Here is a 15,543-nt window from a genome sequence, read left to right as displayed (position 1 = left end):
GAGACAGAAAAGCAGAGGTCAAGGAGGACCCAATGAAAGCCGTCCAGTACCGCACCGTCGGCGCCGCACCCGAGGTCGTCACCGTGCCCGATCCGGAACCCGGCCCCGGACAGGTGCTGCTGAAGGTCACCGCCGCCGGTGTCTGCCACTCCGACATCGCGGTGATGAGCTGGCCCGCGGACCAGTTCCCCTACGATCTCCCGCTCACCCTCGGCCACGAGGGCGTGGGCACCGTAGCCGCGCTCGGCGACGGGGTCGCCGGTCTCACGGTGGGCGAGTCCGTAGCGGTCTACGGCCCCTGGGGCTGCGGTACATGCGTCAAGTGCGCCGAGGGCAAGGAGAATTACTGCCTGCGTGCCAAGGAACTAGGCATCAACCCGCCCGGTCTCGGCGCGCCCGGCGCCATGGCCGAGTACATGATCGTCGACGACCCGCGTCACCTGGTGCCGCTGGGAGACCTCGACCCGGTCCAGGCCGTGCCGCTCACCGACGCCGGCCTCACGCCGTACCACGCGATCAAGCGCTCCCTGCCGAAGCTGGTGCCCGGCGCGACCGCCGTCGTCATCGGCACCGGCGGACTCGGCCACGTCGCCATCCAGCTGCTGCGCGCCATGACGGCCGTCCGGGTCATCGCCCTGGACGTCACGGAGGACAAGCTCGCCCTCGCCCGCACCGTCGGCGCGCACGAGACCGTGCTGTCCGACGAGCACGCCGCCGCGAGGATCCGTGAGTTGACCGGCGGCATCGGCGCGCAGGTCGTCCTCGACTTCGTCGGAGCACCGCCCACCGTGACCACGGCGGGCGCCGCGGCCGCCATCGACTCCGACGTCACGATCGTGGGCATCGGCGGCGGGGCGCTGCCGGTCGGCTTCGGCTCGCTGCCGTTCAACACGACGGTGACCGCCCCGTACTGGGGATCGCGTTCCGAGCTGACCGAGGTGCTCGATCTCGCCCGTGCCGGTTCGGTCGAGGTGCACGTGGAGACGTACTCGCTGGACGAGGCTCCGCTGGCGTACGAGCGGCTGCACGACGGCAGGATCAGCGGCCGGGCCGTCATCCTCCCCAACGGCTGACCGTCCGATCCCCTTCCTCGGGACCCTGCGGGCCGTCGCACTGTGCGCCGGCCCGCATCGTCATGTCCACGACCCGTGCACTGAGCGGGACCGGCCGTACCCGGTACGGCAGCAAGGCCCCGGTACGACAACAGGGCCCGGACCGTGCGTCGCGGTCCGGGCTCTGCCCCTTGCGGTGCCGCACTGCGGCGGCGGTGCGTCAGCTCTGTGCGGTGTCGTCGCCCGACTGCCCGGAGGCCTCAGCGGCGCCTGCCTTCTCGCGCATCTTGCGCACCAGCTCCGCCTTCTGGTCCGCCGCACCCTGGCGGTCGAGGTTGCGGTGCGGACCGTTGTTCTGCCGTTCGGCGCGGGACAGCCTCTTGCGCTGGCCGCCGCCCATGCCCACGGGGTTGTTGATGTTCTTGCTCACGGTCATGGGTTCTCCCGGTAATGATGTGAAGTGATCTACGGATTCATCGGGGGGGATGGGCGGTGACATCGAAGGACGTCAGCAGAGGCCCATCACGCTCTCACTCGTAAATCGGCGTCTGGAAGAACATGCCGAAGACGTTACCCGGTTCCGTCGGCCCCGCACACCAACCCGAGACGGTCGGGTGTGCGGGCGTCCCGTCATCCGGCCGGGGCACACGGATCTCCGCGGGCACGGGAATCAGTTGCTGCGCGCCCCCACGCCCGCTGACCGCACCGCCACCAGCGGACGCAGCCGGCTGTCGCGCAGCCGGACCACCGCCGGGGCGCAGCGCCGCGCCGCGAGGGCCAAGGGCCAGGCGACGAGCGCGCCGATCAGCAGCCCGACGAGCACATCGTGCGGGTAGTGCGCCCCGACCCACACCCGGGACGCCGCCATCAGCAGCGCGGCCGGCAGCGCGACCGCTCCGAGCCGCCGGTCGGTCAGCCAGATCACCATGGCCGCGGCCGCCGCGATGGCGGCGTGATTGCTGGGGAAGGACCAGTCGCCGAGCGCCGGGCACGCCTCCACCGTCACGACGTGCAGCGTCTGGCAGGGGCGTTGTTCGTGAAAGGCGGACTTCACCACGTCGTTGACGAGATAGGTGGCGACCACGACGAGCGGGGCGCAGAGCGCCATGGCGGTACGCGCGGGATCCGCGGAACGGGAGCGCCACCAGGACGCGAGCATGAGCACCGCGAACAGGGCGAGCCCGTAGTCCGACCACACGCGGACGGCGGAATCCAGGACGGCGGGGGAGCGCTGGGCCAGCTCGGTGACCCAGGTGTACAGCCCACCGTCGATCGAGGTGGCCGCGGAGGCGAGCCGCATCAGTTGTTGTCTCCTTCGGCAGTGCGCCGGCTGCGGGAGCGGAGCAGTTCGACGGCGAGAGGGATGAGGGAGACCACGACCACGACGGCGACGATCGGCAGCAGGTAGCGGTCGACATTCGGCACCGAGGACCCCAGCGCGTATCCGGCGAGGACCAGACCGGCAGTCCAGACCACGCCACCGACGACCTGCCACAGGGCGAACAGCCTGGCCGGGACGTCGAGCGCCCCGGCCAGCGGATTGAGCACCGTGCGCACGACGGGGACGAAGCGGGCCAGCACGATCGCGCGGGCGTAGCCGTATCTGGCGAGCAGCTCCGCCGCGCGGCCGGCGCCCTCGTGCAGTCGCTTGGAACGGCTGCGGGCGAGCAGCGCCTGTCCGCCCCGGCGGCCGAGCCAGTAGCCCGTCTGCGCCCCGAGCAGCGCTCCGGCCACCGCGGCGATCAGCACCTGCGGCAACGACAGCTCGATCGGACCATGGGTACCGGAGACGCTGAGCAGGCCCGCCGTGAACAGCAGTGAATCGCCGGGGAGGAAGAAGCCGACGAGCAGCCCCGTCTCGGCGAAGAGCACGACGGCGACGCCTAGCGCGCCGAACGTTCCGAGCAGCGAACCGGCATCCAGCAGGTTCACCGCTTGTGGCATGGTCGCCAGTGAGAGTACGGACACGGTGGAGGGTCTCCCATAATGGTGAGCGGGTGTCCCTGTGAACACCCGGACTGACTACAGTGATGTAGACGGTCGACACCACTGTAGACGCCCGAAGGGGGAGGAGAGTTCCCATGCCGCAGGTGAACGGGATATCCGGCGGAGAATCCGCCCCCCGGCCGTACGACGGGCCGGACACCGGGCAGTCACGCCCGGCCGGGCAGCAGCCCGCCCCACGAACCGCCGCGGCCGGTCAGGTCCCGGTGGAGCGCCGCCCCTCGGGTGAGCTGGAGTCCGCGATCCTGGCGGCCCTCTGGGCGGCCGGCACCCCGCTCACCGCCGGTCAGGTGCAGGGCGCGATCGGGCCGGAGCTCGCGCGGACGACTGTCACCACCATCCTTTCGCGGCTCCACGAGAAGGGCACGGTCGCCCGCACCAGGTCGGGACGCGGATTCGCGTACACCCCCACCGAGGACGCGGCCGGACTGACCGCCCGCCGGATGCACAGCGAACTGCGCAAGGACGAGGACCGCGGCACAGTGCTGGCGCGGTTCGTGTCGCAGCTCAGCGGCGAGGACGAACGGCTCCTGCGCGATCTGCTCGACGGGGACACGTGATGATCTACGCGGTATGGATTCCGCTGCTCGTGCCGTTCCTGGTGGTTCCCGCGGCCCGCCGGCTCGCGGATGCCCTGTCGCCCGTGCGGGCCGTGCGGCTGCTCGCCGCGACGGGCGCCGGCCTGGCACTCTGCACCGTGTGCGCGCTGGCGCTGCTGGTGGTGCCCGGAGCCGGCCGGCTGTCCGCCGTCGCCGCCGCCGGAGAATTCGTGCGCCCGCTCGCCGCCGCCGAACCGGCCGTCGCCGTACCGCTCGCGGCCGCCGCGCTGGCGCTGCTCCTGGGCTGCGCCGTGGCCGTGACCGGTGCGGCGCGCAGCCACTGGCTACAGCTCCACCGGGCCGCAGGCCCGGGGCGGCGCGACGAGAGCGAGCTCGCCGTGATGCGTGACACCCGCCCCGACGCCTACGCGCTGCCCGGACGGCCCGGCAGCCCCGGCCGGATCGTCGTCACCACCGGCATGCTGCACGCCCTGGACCCCGCCGAGCGGGACGCGCTCCTGGCCCACGAGCGCGCGCACCTCACCGGGCGCCACCACCTGTACCTCGCCGTCGCCGAGCTGTCCGCCCGCTGCCACCCGGCGCTGCGTGCCCTGCGCGCCCCCATGGGATACGCGCTGGAGCGCTGCGCGGACGAGGCCGCTGCGCACGCCGTCGGAGACCGCAGGGTCGCCGCCCGCGCGATCGGGCGCGCCGCGCTGGCCGCCCGGACGGCCGGCGGCTGCGCGCCCCACCCCGCCCCGGCGCTCGGCGCGGTGGCCGGCCCCGTCCCGCGCCGGGTCGCCGCCCTGCTCGGCAGGACCGCCGGGCGCCCGCGCATCGGCCTCGCCGCCGCCGCGACCCTGATCGCCTGCCTGGCCGCCTCGGGAGCGGCCGCTCTCGACGCGACGCACGACCTGCACAGCAGCATCGAGGTCGCCCAGGGCGAGAACCCGTAGTACCCGCCCGGCTTCCGCCCGATCGGGGAAAAGGGCCTGACAGCCCACGCGCCCCCGTGCTTGGACTGGCTCCATGGGTTCGTACTACTTCTTCCGCTGATTCCGGCAGGACACCACAGAGCGTCGCCGGGTGCGACACCGGGCGTCGCCGGGTGACCCTCGGGGTCACCCCGTGCGGTGTCCCCTCCGCCCGTTCAGCGTCCTCGCCCGCCGCGCCCGTCACGGGCTGCCGAGGCATGTCGCCCGAGGGAAGAGCGACCCATGTCGCCCAAGCACGACAGCGCCCAGCTGGCCATGAAGGACGTATCCAAGGCGTACGGAGTCCGCACCGTCCTCGACCAGGTGTCGCTCACCGTCCGCCCCGGTGACCGCGTCGGAGTGATCGGCGAGAACGGCTCCGGCAAGTCCACTCTCCTGCGGTTGCTGTCCGGTGCAGAGACTCCGGACAGCGGCGAGATGACCGTCCGCTTCCCCGGTGGCACCGGTTATCTCTCCCAGACACTCGCGCTGGTCCCCGGCCACACGGTTCAGGACGCCGTGGACACCGCCCTGGCCGGACTCCGCGCGCTGGAGCAGCGGATCCGCACCGCCGAAGCCGCACTCGCCGTGCCCGGAGGCCCGGACGACGCCCGACTCGCCGCGTACGGGGATCTGCTGACGGAGTACGAGGAGCGCGGCGGCTACCTGGCCGATGCCAGGGTCGATGCCGCGCTGCACGGCCTCGGGCTCGGGCACCTCACCAGGGCGCGCCGGCTCGGCACACTATCCGGCGGAGAGCAGTCCAGGCTCGCGCTCGCCTGTGTGCTGGCATCCGGTCCGGAACTGCTGCTGCTCGACGAGCCGACCAACCACCTGGACCTCAGGGCCACCACCTGGCTGGAGGACCAGCTGCGCGCCCACCGCGGTACCGCCGTCGTGATCACCCACGACCGGGCGTTCCTGGAGCGGACCACCACCGTCATCGTCGAGGTGGACCGCGATCTGCGCGGCGTCGTCACGTACGAGGACGGCTGGGACGGCTACCGCACGGCGAAGACGGCCGCCCGCCGCCGCTGGGCGCAGGACCACCAGGAGTGGCTGGACGAACTGGCCCGTACCGAAGAGCTCGTGAGCGCCGCGGGCCGGCGGCTCGCCGGGGCCGGGAAGGACCCGGGGGAGGGCTTCGGCAAGCACCGCCGTTCGCACGAGGCCAAGTTGTCCGGGCAGGTCAGAGCTGCCAGGAGCCGACTGGAGACGCTGCGCAGGGCGCCGACGGGCCCGGATCGGGTATCTCCCGCAGGAACTCCCCGCCCGGCCCACCCGGCGCACGCTCCTGGCGACCTTCGCGGCCGGACGGCCCGGTCACGCCGACGAGTACACCGACACGCTTCTCGCGCTCGGACTGTTCCGTCCCGAGGACCTGGGTGTTCCCGTCGCCGGCCTCTCCGTCGGGCAGCAGCGGAGGCTGGCGCTGGCCCGGCTGGTCACCCGGCCGGCCGATCTGCTGGTGCTCGACGAGCCGACGAACCACATCGCCCTCGGCCTGGTGGAGGAACTGGAGGCGGCGCCGGCCGCGTACGCGGGTGCCGTCGTGGTCGTCTCGCACGACCGCAGCTTCCGCGGCCGCTTCACCGGCGACCGGCTCGAACTCCACGAGGGCGCACCGGCCGGCGCTCCCTGACCCGCCGGCCGCACCGCGGCGCAGCGGCTCAGGAGCCGCGGGACCTCAGGGCCCGTCGGGCGCGGACGGTTCCCGCTCGCCTGTCACCATGTCGCGCAGCCGGTCCACGAAGACCCGCTGCCCCTTGACGAGACGCCGGGCGGCAACCTCCGGCGTGCACCAGGCGAACCGGTCGATCTCCGGGAACTCCTGCTGCACGCCGGACCCCCGTGGCCACTCCATCGTGAACGTCCCCGGAACGGCCGTCGCCGGATCGAGGCCGGCCTCCAACGCCCATACCGTCACGATCTTGCCGCCGGACTGACGGGACTCGCCCAGCGCCACCCACGGACCGTTCGGGACCGGGTGGCCGAACTCCTCCCCGAACTCCCGCCGGGCCGCGGCCGCCGCTTCCTCCCCGGGGCCGTACTCACCCTTCGGAACCGACCACGCCGCGCTCTCCCGGCCCGCCCAGAACGGCCCGCCCATATGCCCGATGAGGACTTCCAGACCGGATTCCCCGGTGGTGCGGAACAGGAGAAGCCCGGCGCTGCGCCGCTCGTTCGGTGACATGCCGTCAAGTGTGAGTGAACGGCGCAGCAGGGCGGGCCGCCGACACGGCGGCCCGCCCTACACCTTGCGGTAGTCGTACGCCTCCGACGCGGCGGCCGCCACCGCCGAGAGATCGCCGCCCGCCGACGCGGTGACCACCGCGGCCACCGCACCCTCGACGAACGGGGCATCCACCAGCTGTGCGCCGGCCGGGAGTTCGTCGCCCTCGGCCAGCATCGCCTTGACGGTGAGCACCGCACTGCCCAGGTCGACCAGTACGGCGACACCGGCGCCGCCGTCCACCGACCGGGCCGCCTGCGCGATGAGCTCCGCGCTGGTCCCGAGGCCGCCCGCGGGCGTACCGCCGGCGGCGGCCACCGGCGCTGTCGCGCCACCGGCCGCGAGCCCCCTGGCCAGCGCGGCGACCGCCTCGGCCACCGGCCCGCTGTGCGATACCAGCACGATCCCGACCTGCTTGTCCGCGTTCACGCGTCACCCCCGCCTGCACCGTCGGCCGCTGCGAGCGCGGCGATCAGCAACGCGGAGGACGCGGCCCCCGGATCCTGATGTCCGATGCTCCGTTCGCCCAGATAGCTGGCCCGGCCCTTGCGCGCCTGCAACGGCACGGTCGCCACCGCGCCCGCCCGCGCCGCGTCCCGCGCCGCCTCGAACGAGGTCCCCAGCGCCTCGGCCGCCGGCAGCAGGGCGTCGAGCATCGTCTTGTCCCCGGCCTGGGCCCCGCCCAGCTGGGCCACCGCCGCCACGCCCGTGCCGAGCGCCTGTGCCAGCTCCCCGAGGGTCACGGTGGGCGCGTCACCCAGGGCCTTGCCGGTGCGCCGGAGCAGCGTCCCGTACAGCGGACCGGACGCCCCGCCGACGGTCGAGATCAGCTGTCTCCCGGCAAGCGTCAGTACGGACCCCGGAGTCTGCGGCGTTTCCTTTTCCAGGGCGGCCGCCACCGCGGTGAACCCGCGCTGCAGATTGCTGCCGTGATCGGCGTCCCCGATCGCCGAGTCGAGTTCGGTCAGGTGCGCCGCTTCGCGGTCCACGGCGGCGGCGGTCGTGGTCATCCAGCGGCGGAAGAAGTCGGCGTCGAACACTTGATCTCCTTGGTCCATCGAGTGTGACGGCGTGCGCTGCGACGCGGGACACGTAGGGTCAACGGCCCCAGCGCAGGGCAGGCGTCTCCACCGGCGCGTCCCAGAGCCGTACCATCTCCTCGTCCACCTGGCAGAGCGTCACCGAGCAGCCCGCCATGTCGAGCGACGTCACGTAGTTCCCCACGAGCGTACGAGCCACTGCCACGCCCCGCTCGGACAGCACCCGCTGCACCTCGGCATTGAACCCGTACAGCTCCAGCAGGGGAGTCGCGCCCATCCCGTTGACCAGCGCGATCACCGGCCCGTTCGGGCGCAGGTCCTCCAGTACGGCGTCCACCGTGAAGTCGGCGATCTCCCGCGACGTCATCATCGGACGCCGCTCGCGCCCCGGCTCGCCATGGATCCCCACCCCGAGTTCGAGCTCGCCCGCGGGGAGGTCGAAGGTGGGGGAGCCCTTGGCAGGCGTGGTCACGGAGCTCAGTGCCACCCCGAAGCTGCGCGACGACTCGTTCACCTGGCGCGCGATCGCCGCCACCCGGTCAAGCGGAGCGCCCTCCTCGGCCGCCGCCCCGGCGATCTTCTCGACGAACAGCGTCGCGCCCGTGCCCCGTCGCCCCGCTGTGAAGAGGCTGTCGGTGACCGCGACATCGTCGTTGACGAGCACCTGGGCGACCCGTACGCCTTCCTCGTCGGCGAGCTCGGCGGCCATCTCGAAGTTGAGCACGTCGCCGGTGTAGTTCTTGACGACGAAGAGCACACCCGCACCGCTGTCCACGGCGACAGCGGCCCGCACCATCTGATCCGGCACCGGGGACGTGAACACCTCGCCGGCACACGCGGCGGACAGCATCCCGGGCCCGACGAACCCGGCATGCAGCGGCTCGTGCCCGGACCCGCCGCCGGAGACCAGGGCGGTCTTTCCGGCCACAGGTGCGTCACGCCGTACGACGACACGGTTCTCGACATCCACGGTCAGATCCGGATGGGCGGCGGCCATCCCGCGCAGGGCATCCGCGACCACGGTTTCGGGGACGTTGATCAGCATTTTCAACGGTGACCTCCCAGTAGAGCCATCGAGTGGCGCCCTGATCAGGTTTTAGCAGCTCAGGGACCGCTTGGCGAGTCGTCGAGTCCGGCGGCGGACGGCTCTCCGGGATCGGGGCCGGCGCGGCCGGTGGCGACTCGCCGCCAGTGTACTGACGGCCTGTCATCGCTGGGGTGAGGTGCGCCCAGGTGGCGCGACGCCCCGGGGCCGCCGCCGCGGCAGGACACGTTGTCCTGGGACACCGAAGTGCGTCGTCGAAGGAGAAGCTGCGCTCGTCGTTGTCGATGTGATGGCGGGTGAGCGTGGCCCGGGCCGGGTTGCCGGACAGCGCGCTGAACGCGTCAGGTGCGGTCGATGTGCACGCTGGTCGACTTCACCCGGGCGGTGGCCTGCATGCCCACCTCGAGGCCGAGCTCCTCGACCGCCTCCCGGGTCAGCAGTGACACGAGCCGGTGCGGACCGGCCTGGATCTCCACCTGTGCCGCCACGTCCCCGAGCTTGACAGCGGTGACGATGCCGGGAAAGGCGTTGCGCGCCGAAGTGTAGGACGTGTCGTCCTCGCCGGCACCGCCCTGGGCGATCTCGACGGAGAACGCGGCCAGATCGCGGCCGTCGATGAGGCGGCGCCCGCCGTCCTCGCGGTGGGTCGCCACACGGCCGGCGTCCGCCCAGCGGCGCGCGGTGTCCGGGCTGACGCCCAGCAGGCGGGCGGCCTGCCCAATGGTGTAGGACTGCATATGCCGCATCTTAGGGTCGTATGGCTTGCATATGCAAGCTTTTTCTGTGAATTTCTTGGTGGATAGGAAGTATCCGGCGGTCGTCCTCGCCGCTGTCCGTGCACTGCGGTCGGCCGCCCCGGTCCGCATCCCGCCCGTACACCGTCCGCATACCGGCGACCGCGCCAATGTAGCGCGCGGCGCACGGCCGGGTGGCCCTGCCGGGATGAGGAATCGGGGCGTGCGACCTAGTGTGCGAGCCATGGCAGAGAGCGCGTACCGGGGTTCCGCGGGGCGGGGTGCGGAGTCCGCCGCCGGGCCGGACGCGCCCGACCCCCGGCGGTGGCGGGCACTCGCGGTGTGCCTGGTCGCGGGCTTCATGACGCTGTTGGACGTGTCGATCGTCAACGTCGCGCTGCCGTCCATTCGGGAGGGTCTGCACACCCCGGAGTCCGACCTGCAGTGGGTGCTTTCCGGATACGCCCTTGCCTTCGGGCTGTTCCTGATTCCCGCCGGGCGGCTCGGTGACGCGCGCGGGCGCCGCGAGGTCTTCATGGCCGGGCTGGTGCTCTTCACACTGGCGTCCGCGGCCTGCGGGGCCGCCCAGTCCAGCCTCTGGCTGGTGATCGCCCGACTGATCCAGGGCCTGGCCGGCGGGCTGGTGTCGCCCCAGATCTCCGCGCTCATCCAGCAGATGTTCTCGGGGCGCGAACGGGGCCGGGCCTTCGGCATGTTCGGCACGGTGGTCGGCATCTCCACCGCCGTCGGCCCGCTGCTGGGCGGCCTGCTGATCCAGGCGGCCGGCGCCGAGGAGGGCTGGCGCTGGGTGTTCTACGTCAACCTGCCGCTCGGAGCCGTCTGCCTTCTGCTGGCCCGCAGACTCCTGCCGGACACCCCGTCCGCGGGCCCGGTGCGGCTGCGGGACCTCGATCCCCTCGGGGTCGTGCTGCTGGGCGCGGGGGTGCTGGCGCTGCTGCTGCCCTTCGTCCAGGCACAGCAGTGGCGGGGCGACGGGAAATGGCTGCTCCTGTTGGCGGCCGCGGTGCTGCTCGCCGCCTTCGTCGCCTGGGAGTCCCGGTGCGGCCGCCGCGGCACCCAGCCGGTGGTGAACCTCTCGCTGTTCCGCGTCCGCTCCTACTGGCTGGGCTGTCTGCTGATCCTGCTCTACTTCGCCGGATTCACCTCGATCTTCTTCATCACCACGCTCTACCTGCAGAGCGGACTGCACTACACCGCCCTGATGGCAGGTCTCGCGATCACGCCCTTCGCCCTCGGGTCCGCCGCCGCGGCCGGCCCCGGCGGCAGGCTGGTCGGCCGGTACGGGCGCCCCCTCGTCGTCATCGGCATGACCACCGTGGCGGTCGGACTCGGGGCCACCGCGCTCGCCGTCCATCTGGTGCCCGGCAGGGGCGCCGGCTGGGCGATGGCGGCCCCGCTGCTGCTCGCCGGACTGGGCAGCGGCCTGGTCATCGCGCCCAACCAGACCCTGACCCTGTCCCAGGTGCCGGTGGCCAGCGCGGGGAGTGCCGGTGGCACCCTCCAGACCGGCCAGCGTGTCGGATCCGCGATCGGGATCGCCGCGGTCGGCTCGGTCTTCTTCGCCCGGATGGGCTCCGCCGGCTGGTCCAGCGCCTACGACCGCGGGCTGGTCGTCTCCGTCGCCTTCGTGGTGGCCGGACTGATCGTGGCGCTGGCCGACGTGGGCGGGGCGCGTCGGGGCAGAAGCCGTACAGAGCAGTCCGCCCGCATTGAGGCCCCGTCGTAGGGAGAAACGCGATGAACGACCCCGCCCGCACCGAACCGGACGGCAACACGGAGTACGGCCACAAGCCCTTCAAGCGGTCCAGGAGCCATTTCGCCGACCGGATCACCGCCGATGGCCGCGACGGCTGGCCCGTCGAGGCCGGCCGCTACCGCCTGGTCGTCAGCCGCGCCTGCCCCTGGGCGAGCCGCGCCCTGGTCTCCCGCCGGCTGCTCGGCCTGGAGAGCGCGCTCTCGCTCGCCGTCACCGATCCGCTGCAGGACGACCGCAGCTGGCGCTTCACGCTGGACGAGGGCGGCCGGGACCCGGTGCTCGGCATCAAGTACCTCGGCGAGGCGTACGACGCGCGGGAACACGGGTACCCCGGCGGGGTCAGCGTCCCCGCCGTCGTCGACGTCCCCAGCGGCAAGCTCGTCACCAACGACTACCAGCGGATCACCCTGGACCTCGCGACCGAATGGACCGCGCTGCACCGGCCCGGGGCGCCCGACCTCTACCCCGAGCCGCTGCGCGAGGAGATCGACGAGGTCATGGAGGGCATCTACCGTGACGTCAACAACGGCGTGTACCGGGCCGGGTTCGCGACCGGACAGGACGAGTACGAGGCCGCGTACGGGGATCTGTTCCGCCGCCTGGACCTGGTGTCGGAGCGCCTCGCGGACCGGCGCTACCTCGTCGGCGACACGATCACCGAGGCCGACATCCGGCTCTTCACCACACTGGTGCGCTTCGACGCCGTCTACCACGGACACTTCAAGTGCAACCGCTCGAAGCTGGCCGAGGACCCGGTCCTGTGGGGCTACAGCAGGGACCTCTACCAGACCCCCGGCTTCGGTGACACGGTCGACTTCCACCACATCAAACAGCACTACTACCGCGTCCACACGGGCATCAACCCCACCGGCATCGTGCCCGCCGGCCCCGACCTGTCGGGCTGGCTGACCCCGCATCACCGAGAGCAGCTGGGCGGCCGGCCCTTCGGCGACGGCACCCCGCCCGGGCCGGTGCCGGCGGGCGAGGAGGTCCCGGCGCGGGGGCGGCCCTGAGGGGCTCTACTCCGTCTCGTCCAGACGGTCGGCGTAGTACTCGATCGCGGGGCGGTACGCCTGGACCCGGCCGTCCGCACTGGTGGCCGCCGTGACCCCGAGGAGCGTCCGCACCGCTTCGCGGGAGTCGCCGAGGTTGTACAGCGTCATCGCCAGGAAGGTCAGCAACGAGGCATCGTGCGCGAACTCCTCCAGACCGCGGCCGAGCACCCCGCGCGCCGCCTCGTAACGGCCCAGCACCCGCAGCGTGCTGCCGAGGCCGAGGAAAGCCCCGTGGCGGTCCTCGGCCGAGAGCCCCGGCCCCTCCAGCGCACGCTCGTAGAACGGCACGGCCTGTGCTTCCAGGCCGAGGGAATCGTGCGACCAGGCGGTCTGATAGGCGATCGCCGCGTCCCGCGGATACCTCGCCGCCAGGGCCAGCAGCTGCTGGTGCGCCTGCGGGTCCTTCCGCTCGCGCAGCCGTACCGCCTGCGCCGACGGCTCGTCGTGTTCGAATTCCGGGCTCATAGCGCCGCACGCTGCCAGGACCGCGGCCGTACGGCAAATCAATGGCAAAGCGCGGCGGCCGGCTCGCCCGCCCACCGGCGGCGGGGCGGTACGGCGGGTTCCGGTCCGTGCGGGGCAGGGCCCTGTCGAGACAGCGGCGGTCACGAGATATCTTGATGTCAAGCAATGTTGCAGACGTGGAGCGGAGCACAGGGTGACTGACTCGACCATCATCTATACACACACCGACGAGGCCCCGGCCCTGGCGACGTATTCGTTCCTGCCGGTGATCGAGGCCTACGCCTCGAAGGCCGGGGTCACCGTGGAGAGCCGCGACATCTCCCTGGCGGGCCGGATCATCGCCAGTTTCCCCGACCGCCTCCAGGAGAACCAGCGCGTCGAGGACGCGCTCGCCGAGCTCGGCGCGCTGGCCACGACTCCCGGGGCCAACATCATCAAGCTGCCGAACGTCTCGGCCTCGATCCCGCAGCTGAAGACCGCGATCGCCGAGCTCCAGGCGCAGGGCTACGCGCTGCCGGACTACCCGGACGACCCGAAGTCCGACCAGGACAAGGACGCCCGCGCGCGTTACGACAAGATCAAGGGCAGTGCGGTCAACCCCGTCCTGCGCGAGGGCAACTCCGACCGCCGGGCTCCCGCATCGGTCAAGAACTACGCCAAGGCGCACCCCCACCGCATGGGCGCCTGGTCGGCCGACTCGAAGACGAACGTCGCGACCATGGACGCCGACGACTTCCGCTCCACCGAGAAGTCCGTGGTGATCGCGGACGCGGGTTCGCTGCGCATCGAGCTGGTGGGCGACGACGGCACCACCACCGTGCTCCGTGAGTCCGTACCGGTGCTCGCGGGCGAGGTCGTGGACGCCGCCGTCATGCGCGTCGCCGCGCTGCGCGAGTTCTTCACCGAGCAGGTCGCGCGCGCCAAGGCCGAGGGCGTGCTGTTCTCGGTGCACCTCAAGGCCACCATGATGAAGGTCTCCGACCCGATCATCTTCGGCCACGTGGTCCGCGCCTTCTTCCCGAACACGTTCGCCAAGTACGGCGAGGCGCTCATCGCCGCGGGCCTGACCCCGAACGACGGCCTCGGCGGGATCCTCAAGGGCCTGGACTCGGTGCCTCACATCGGTGCCGAGATCAAGGCCTCGTTCGAGGCCGAGCTCGCCGAGGGCCCCGCCCTGGCGATGGTCGACTCCGACAAGGGCATCACCAACCTGCACGTGCCGAGCGACGTCATCGTGGACGCGTCGATGCCGGCCATGATCCGCACCTCCGGTCACATGTGGGGCCCGGACGGCGAGGAGGCCGACACCCTCGCCGTGCTGCCCGACAGCAGCTACTCGGGCGTCTACCAGGTCGTCCTCGACGACTGCCGCGCCAACGGCGCCTACGACCCGGCCACGATGGGCTCGGTGTCCAACGTCGGTCTGATGGCGCAGAAGGCCGAGGAGTACGGCAGCCACGACAAGACCTTCGAGGTCCCCGTCACCGGCACGGTGCGGGTCGTCGACGGCAACGGCGACGCCGTCCTGGAGCAGGTCGTCGGCGCCGGTGACATCTTCCGCATGTGCCAGGCCAAGGACCTGCCCATCCAGGACTGGGTGAAGCTCGCCGTCACCCGTGCCCGCGCGACCGGCGACCCGGCCGTGTTCTGGCTCGACGAGGACCGGGCGCACGACGCCGAGCTCATCGAGAAGGTCAGGACCTACCTGGCCGAGCACGACACCGAGGGTCTCCGGATCGAGATCATGTCCCCGGTCAAGGCCACCGCGTTCTCCCTGGAGCGCATCCGCCGCGGCGAGGACACCATCTCGGTCACCGGCAACGTGCTGCGTGACTACCTGACCGACCTGTTCCCCATCCTTGAGCTGGGCACCAGCGCGAAGATGCTCTCCGTCGTCCCGCTGATGAACGGCGGCGGTCTGTTCGAGACGGGCGCCGGCGGCTCCGCGCCCAAGCACGTGCAGCAGCTCGTCAAGGAGAACTACCTGCGCTGGGACAGCCTGGGCGAGTTCCTCGCCCTCGCCGTCAGCTTCGAGCACCTCGCGCAGACCACGGACAACGCCGGCGCCCAGGTCCTCGCGGACACCCTGGACCGCGCGACCGCCACGTTCCTGAACGAGGACAAGTCGCCCAGCCGCCGGCTCGGCGGCATCGACAACCGCGGCAGCCACTTCTACCTGGCGCTGTACTGGGCCCAGGAGCTGGCGCGGCAGACCGCCGACACCAAGCTCGCCGAGGCCTTCGCGCCGCTCGCCAAGACGCTGGCCGAGCAGGAGCAGACCATCGTCGACGAGCTGATCGCGGTCCAGGGCAAGCCGGTGGACATCGGCGGCTACTACCAGCCCGACCCGGCGAAGGCCTCGGCCGTCATGCGCCCGTCGGCGACGTTCAACCAGGCGATCGCGAGCCTCGCCTGATCCGATCCGGTGGACGGGGGAGGCCCTGCCGCTTCCCCGCCCCGTACCGCTTCTGACCGCTCCGCCCCGGCCGACACACCGTCGAGCCGGGGCGGAGCTGTTTCCAGGAGCGGACGGGGCCCCGGAGCTGCTCGTCCGGGGACGTCCTGACGGGTGAATGTCGCGCCACGGCGGGCGCAGGGCCACCCCAGGCGGCCACCCGGCTGGTT

At 72.0% G+C, this 15,543-nt stretch carries 15 protein-coding genes and 1 pseudogene; 7 read left to right on the top strand and 9 right to left on the bottom strand.

Annotated elements, in window-relative coordinates; translation table 11 throughout:
* The first annotated feature begins 32 nt into the window (after window positions 1-32).
* Window positions 33-1,073: an NAD(P)-dependent alcohol dehydrogenase gene (locus AB0I52_RS26840; protein ID WP_363076762.1), complete on the top strand. Its 1,041-nt coding sequence runs from the start codon at window positions 33-35 to the stop codon at window positions 1,071-1,073.
* A gap of 199 nt (window positions 1,074-1,272) precedes the next feature.
* Here the strand turns inward: AB0I52_RS26840 and AB0I52_RS26835 are convergent, their stop codons facing one another.
* The 3 genes from AB0I52_RS26835 to AB0I52_RS26825 form a co-directional block, all read right to left on the bottom strand.
* Window positions 1,273-1,488 (bottom strand): DUF6243 family protein, encoded by a 216-nt coding sequence (locus AB0I52_RS26835; protein WP_363076760.1) that lies wholly within the window; start codon window positions 1,486-1,488, stop codon window positions 1,273-1,275.
* A 234-nt stretch (window positions 1,489-1,722) separates the two neighbouring features.
* Window positions 1,723-2,352, bottom strand: a complete 630-nt coding sequence (locus AB0I52_RS26830) for a phosphatase PAP2 family protein (protein WP_363076758.1) — start codon at window positions 2,350-2,352, stop codon at window positions 1,723-1,725.
* Entirely contained in the window at window positions 2,352-2,996 is a 645-nt protein-coding gene (locus AB0I52_RS26825; RefSeq protein WP_363076824.1) for a DedA family protein, read from the bottom strand. The genes AB0I52_RS26830 and AB0I52_RS26825 overlap by 1 nt, the downstream gene beginning before the upstream one ends.
* Window positions 2,997-3,262: 266 nt before the next feature.
* On the opposite strand from AB0I52_RS26825, the gene AB0I52_RS26820 reads away from it, so the two are divergent.
* The 3 genes and pseudogenes from AB0I52_RS26820 (at window position 3,263) to AB0I52_RS26810 (ending at window position 6,211) form a co-directional block, all read left to right on the top strand.
* Window positions 3,263-3,616 (top strand): BlaI/MecI/CopY family transcriptional regulator, encoded by a 354-nt coding sequence (locus AB0I52_RS26820; RefSeq protein WP_363076822.1) that lies wholly within the window; start codon window positions 3,263-3,265, stop codon window positions 3,614-3,616.
* Window positions 3,616-4,551: a M56 family metallopeptidase gene (locus tag AB0I52_RS26815; RefSeq protein WP_363076756.1), complete on the top strand. Its 936-nt coding sequence runs from the start codon at window positions 3,616-3,618 to the stop codon at window positions 4,549-4,551. Before AB0I52_RS26820 ends, AB0I52_RS26815 begins: the two co-directional genes overlap by 1 nt.
* A gap of 261 nt (window positions 4,552-4,812) precedes the next feature.
* A pseudogene (locus tag AB0I52_RS26810) lies at window positions 4,813-6,211 on the top strand (ATP-binding cassette domain-containing protein).
* 45 nt (window positions 6,212-6,256) lie between these two features.
* On the opposite strand, the gene AB0I52_RS26805 reads toward AB0I52_RS26810, so the two are convergent.
* The 5 genes from AB0I52_RS26805 to AB0I52_RS26785 all read right to left on the bottom strand — a co-directional run bounded on the left by AB0I52_RS26805 (window position 6,257) and on the right by AB0I52_RS26785 (window position 9,624).
* Window positions 6,257-6,763 carry an NUDIX domain-containing protein gene (locus tag AB0I52_RS26805; RefSeq protein ID WP_363076754.1) on the bottom strand — a complete coding sequence of 169 codons (507 nt, stop codon included), beginning with the start codon at window positions 6,761-6,763 and terminating at the stop codon, window positions 6,257-6,259.
* Window positions 6,764-6,820: 57 nt separating this feature from the next.
* Window positions 6,821-7,231, bottom strand: coding sequence for a PTS fructose transporter subunit IIA (locus tag AB0I52_RS26800; RefSeq protein WP_363076752.1), 411 nt, complete (start codon window positions 7,229-7,231; stop codon window positions 6,821-6,823).
* Window positions 7,228-7,842 (bottom strand): dihydroxyacetone kinase subunit DhaL, encoded by a 615-nt coding sequence (gene dhaL / locus AB0I52_RS26795; RefSeq protein ID WP_363076750.1) that lies wholly within the window; start codon window positions 7,840-7,842, stop codon window positions 7,228-7,230. Before dhaL ends, AB0I52_RS26800 begins: the two co-directional genes overlap by 4 nt.
* Before the next feature lie 58 nt (window positions 7,843-7,900).
* Window positions 7,901-8,887, bottom strand: a complete 987-nt coding sequence (dhaK, locus tag AB0I52_RS26790; RefSeq protein WP_363076748.1) for a dihydroxyacetone kinase subunit DhaK — start codon at window positions 8,885-8,887, stop codon at window positions 7,901-7,903.
* Between the two features lie 341 nt (window positions 8,888-9,228).
* The gene (locus tag AB0I52_RS26785; protein WP_363076746.1) at window positions 9,229-9,624 is read right to left on the bottom strand and encodes a helix-turn-helix transcriptional regulator; all 396 of its coding nucleotides are present in this window, start codon (window positions 9,622-9,624) and stop codon (window positions 9,229-9,231) included.
* Between the two features lie 241 nt (window positions 9,625-9,865).
* Between AB0I52_RS26785 and AB0I52_RS26780 the strand changes: the two genes are divergently transcribed.
* Window positions 9,866-11,368: an MFS transporter gene (locus tag AB0I52_RS26780; protein WP_363076744.1), complete on the top strand. Its 1,503-nt coding sequence runs from the start codon at window positions 9,866-9,868 to the stop codon at window positions 11,366-11,368.
* An 11-nt stretch (window positions 11,369-11,379) separates the two neighbouring features.
* Window positions 11,380-12,411 carry a glutathione S-transferase C-terminal domain-containing protein gene (locus tag AB0I52_RS26775; RefSeq protein WP_363076742.1) on the top strand — a complete coding sequence of 344 codons (1,032 nt, stop codon included), beginning with the start codon at window positions 11,380-11,382 and terminating at the stop codon, window positions 12,409-12,411.
* A gap of 6 nt (window positions 12,412-12,417) precedes the next feature.
* Here the strand turns inward: AB0I52_RS26775 and AB0I52_RS26770 are convergent, their stop codons facing one another.
* Complete coding sequence (locus AB0I52_RS26770; RefSeq protein ID WP_363076740.1) at window positions 12,418-12,918, bottom strand: tetratricopeptide repeat protein; 501 nt, start codon at window positions 12,916-12,918, stop codon at window positions 12,418-12,420.
* Between the two features lie 193 nt (window positions 12,919-13,111).
* Here AB0I52_RS26770 and AB0I52_RS26765 point away from each other — a divergent pair, with 193 nt between their 5' ends.
* Entirely contained in the window at window positions 13,112-15,334 is a 2,223-nt protein-coding gene (locus AB0I52_RS26765) for an NADP-dependent isocitrate dehydrogenase (RefSeq protein ID WP_363076738.1), read from the top strand.
* Window positions 15,335-15,543 lie beyond the last annotated feature (209 nt).

The sequence above is a fragment of the Streptomyces sp. NPDC050423 genome, assembly GCF_040655445.1.
In the GTDB taxonomy this organism is placed as follows: Bacteria; Actinomycetota; Actinomycetes; order Streptomycetales; family Streptomycetaceae; genus Streptomyces.
The sequence above is the reverse complement of the archived record's forward strand: the minus strand, read 5'-3'. Positions and strand labels throughout refer to the sequence as shown.

What these genes read in the sequence shown, in the direction of transcription:
- dhaK (WP_363076748.1), bottom strand. Translation starts at nt 8,887, where the DNA reads ATGCTGATCAACGTCCCCGAAACCGTGGTCGCGGATGCCCTGCGCGGG.
- AB0I52_RS26770 (WP_363076740.1), bottom strand. Translation starts at nt 12,918, where the DNA reads ATGAGCCCGGAATTCGAACACGACGAGCCGTCGGCGCAGGCGGTACGG.
- AB0I52_RS26830 (WP_363076758.1), bottom strand. Translation starts at nt 2,352, where the DNA reads ATGCGGCTCGCCTCCGCGGCCACCTCGATCGACGGTGGGCTGTACACC.
- AB0I52_RS26780 (WP_363076744.1), top strand. Translation starts at nt 9,866, where the DNA reads ATGGCAGAGAGCGCGTACCGGGGTTCCGCGGGGCGGGGTGCGGAGTCC.
- AB0I52_RS26785 (WP_363076746.1), bottom strand. Translation starts at nt 9,624, where the DNA reads ATGCAGTCCTACACCATTGGGCAGGCCGCCCGCCTGCTGGGCGTCAGC.
- AB0I52_RS26835 (WP_363076760.1), bottom strand. Translation starts at nt 1,488, where the DNA reads ATGACCGTGAGCAAGAACATCAACAACCCCGTGGGCATGGGCGGCGGC.
- AB0I52_RS26815 (WP_363076756.1), top strand. Translation starts at nt 3,616, where the DNA reads ATGATCTACGCGGTATGGATTCCGCTGCTCGTGCCGTTCCTGGTGGTT.
- AB0I52_RS26825 (WP_363076824.1), bottom strand. Translation starts at nt 2,996, where the DNA reads ATGCCACAAGCGGTGAACCTGCTGGATGCCGGTTCGCTGCTCGGAACG.
- AB0I52_RS26840 (WP_363076762.1), top strand. Translation starts at nt 33, where the DNA reads ATGAAAGCCGTCCAGTACCGCACCGTCGGCGCCGCACCCGAGGTCGTC.
- AB0I52_RS26805 (WP_363076754.1), bottom strand. Translation starts at nt 6,763, where the DNA reads ATGTCACCGAACGAGCGGCGCAGCGCCGGGCTTCTCCTGTTCCGCACC.
- AB0I52_RS26775 (WP_363076742.1), top strand. Translation starts at nt 11,380, where the DNA reads ATGAACGACCCCGCCCGCACCGAACCGGACGGCAACACGGAGTACGGC.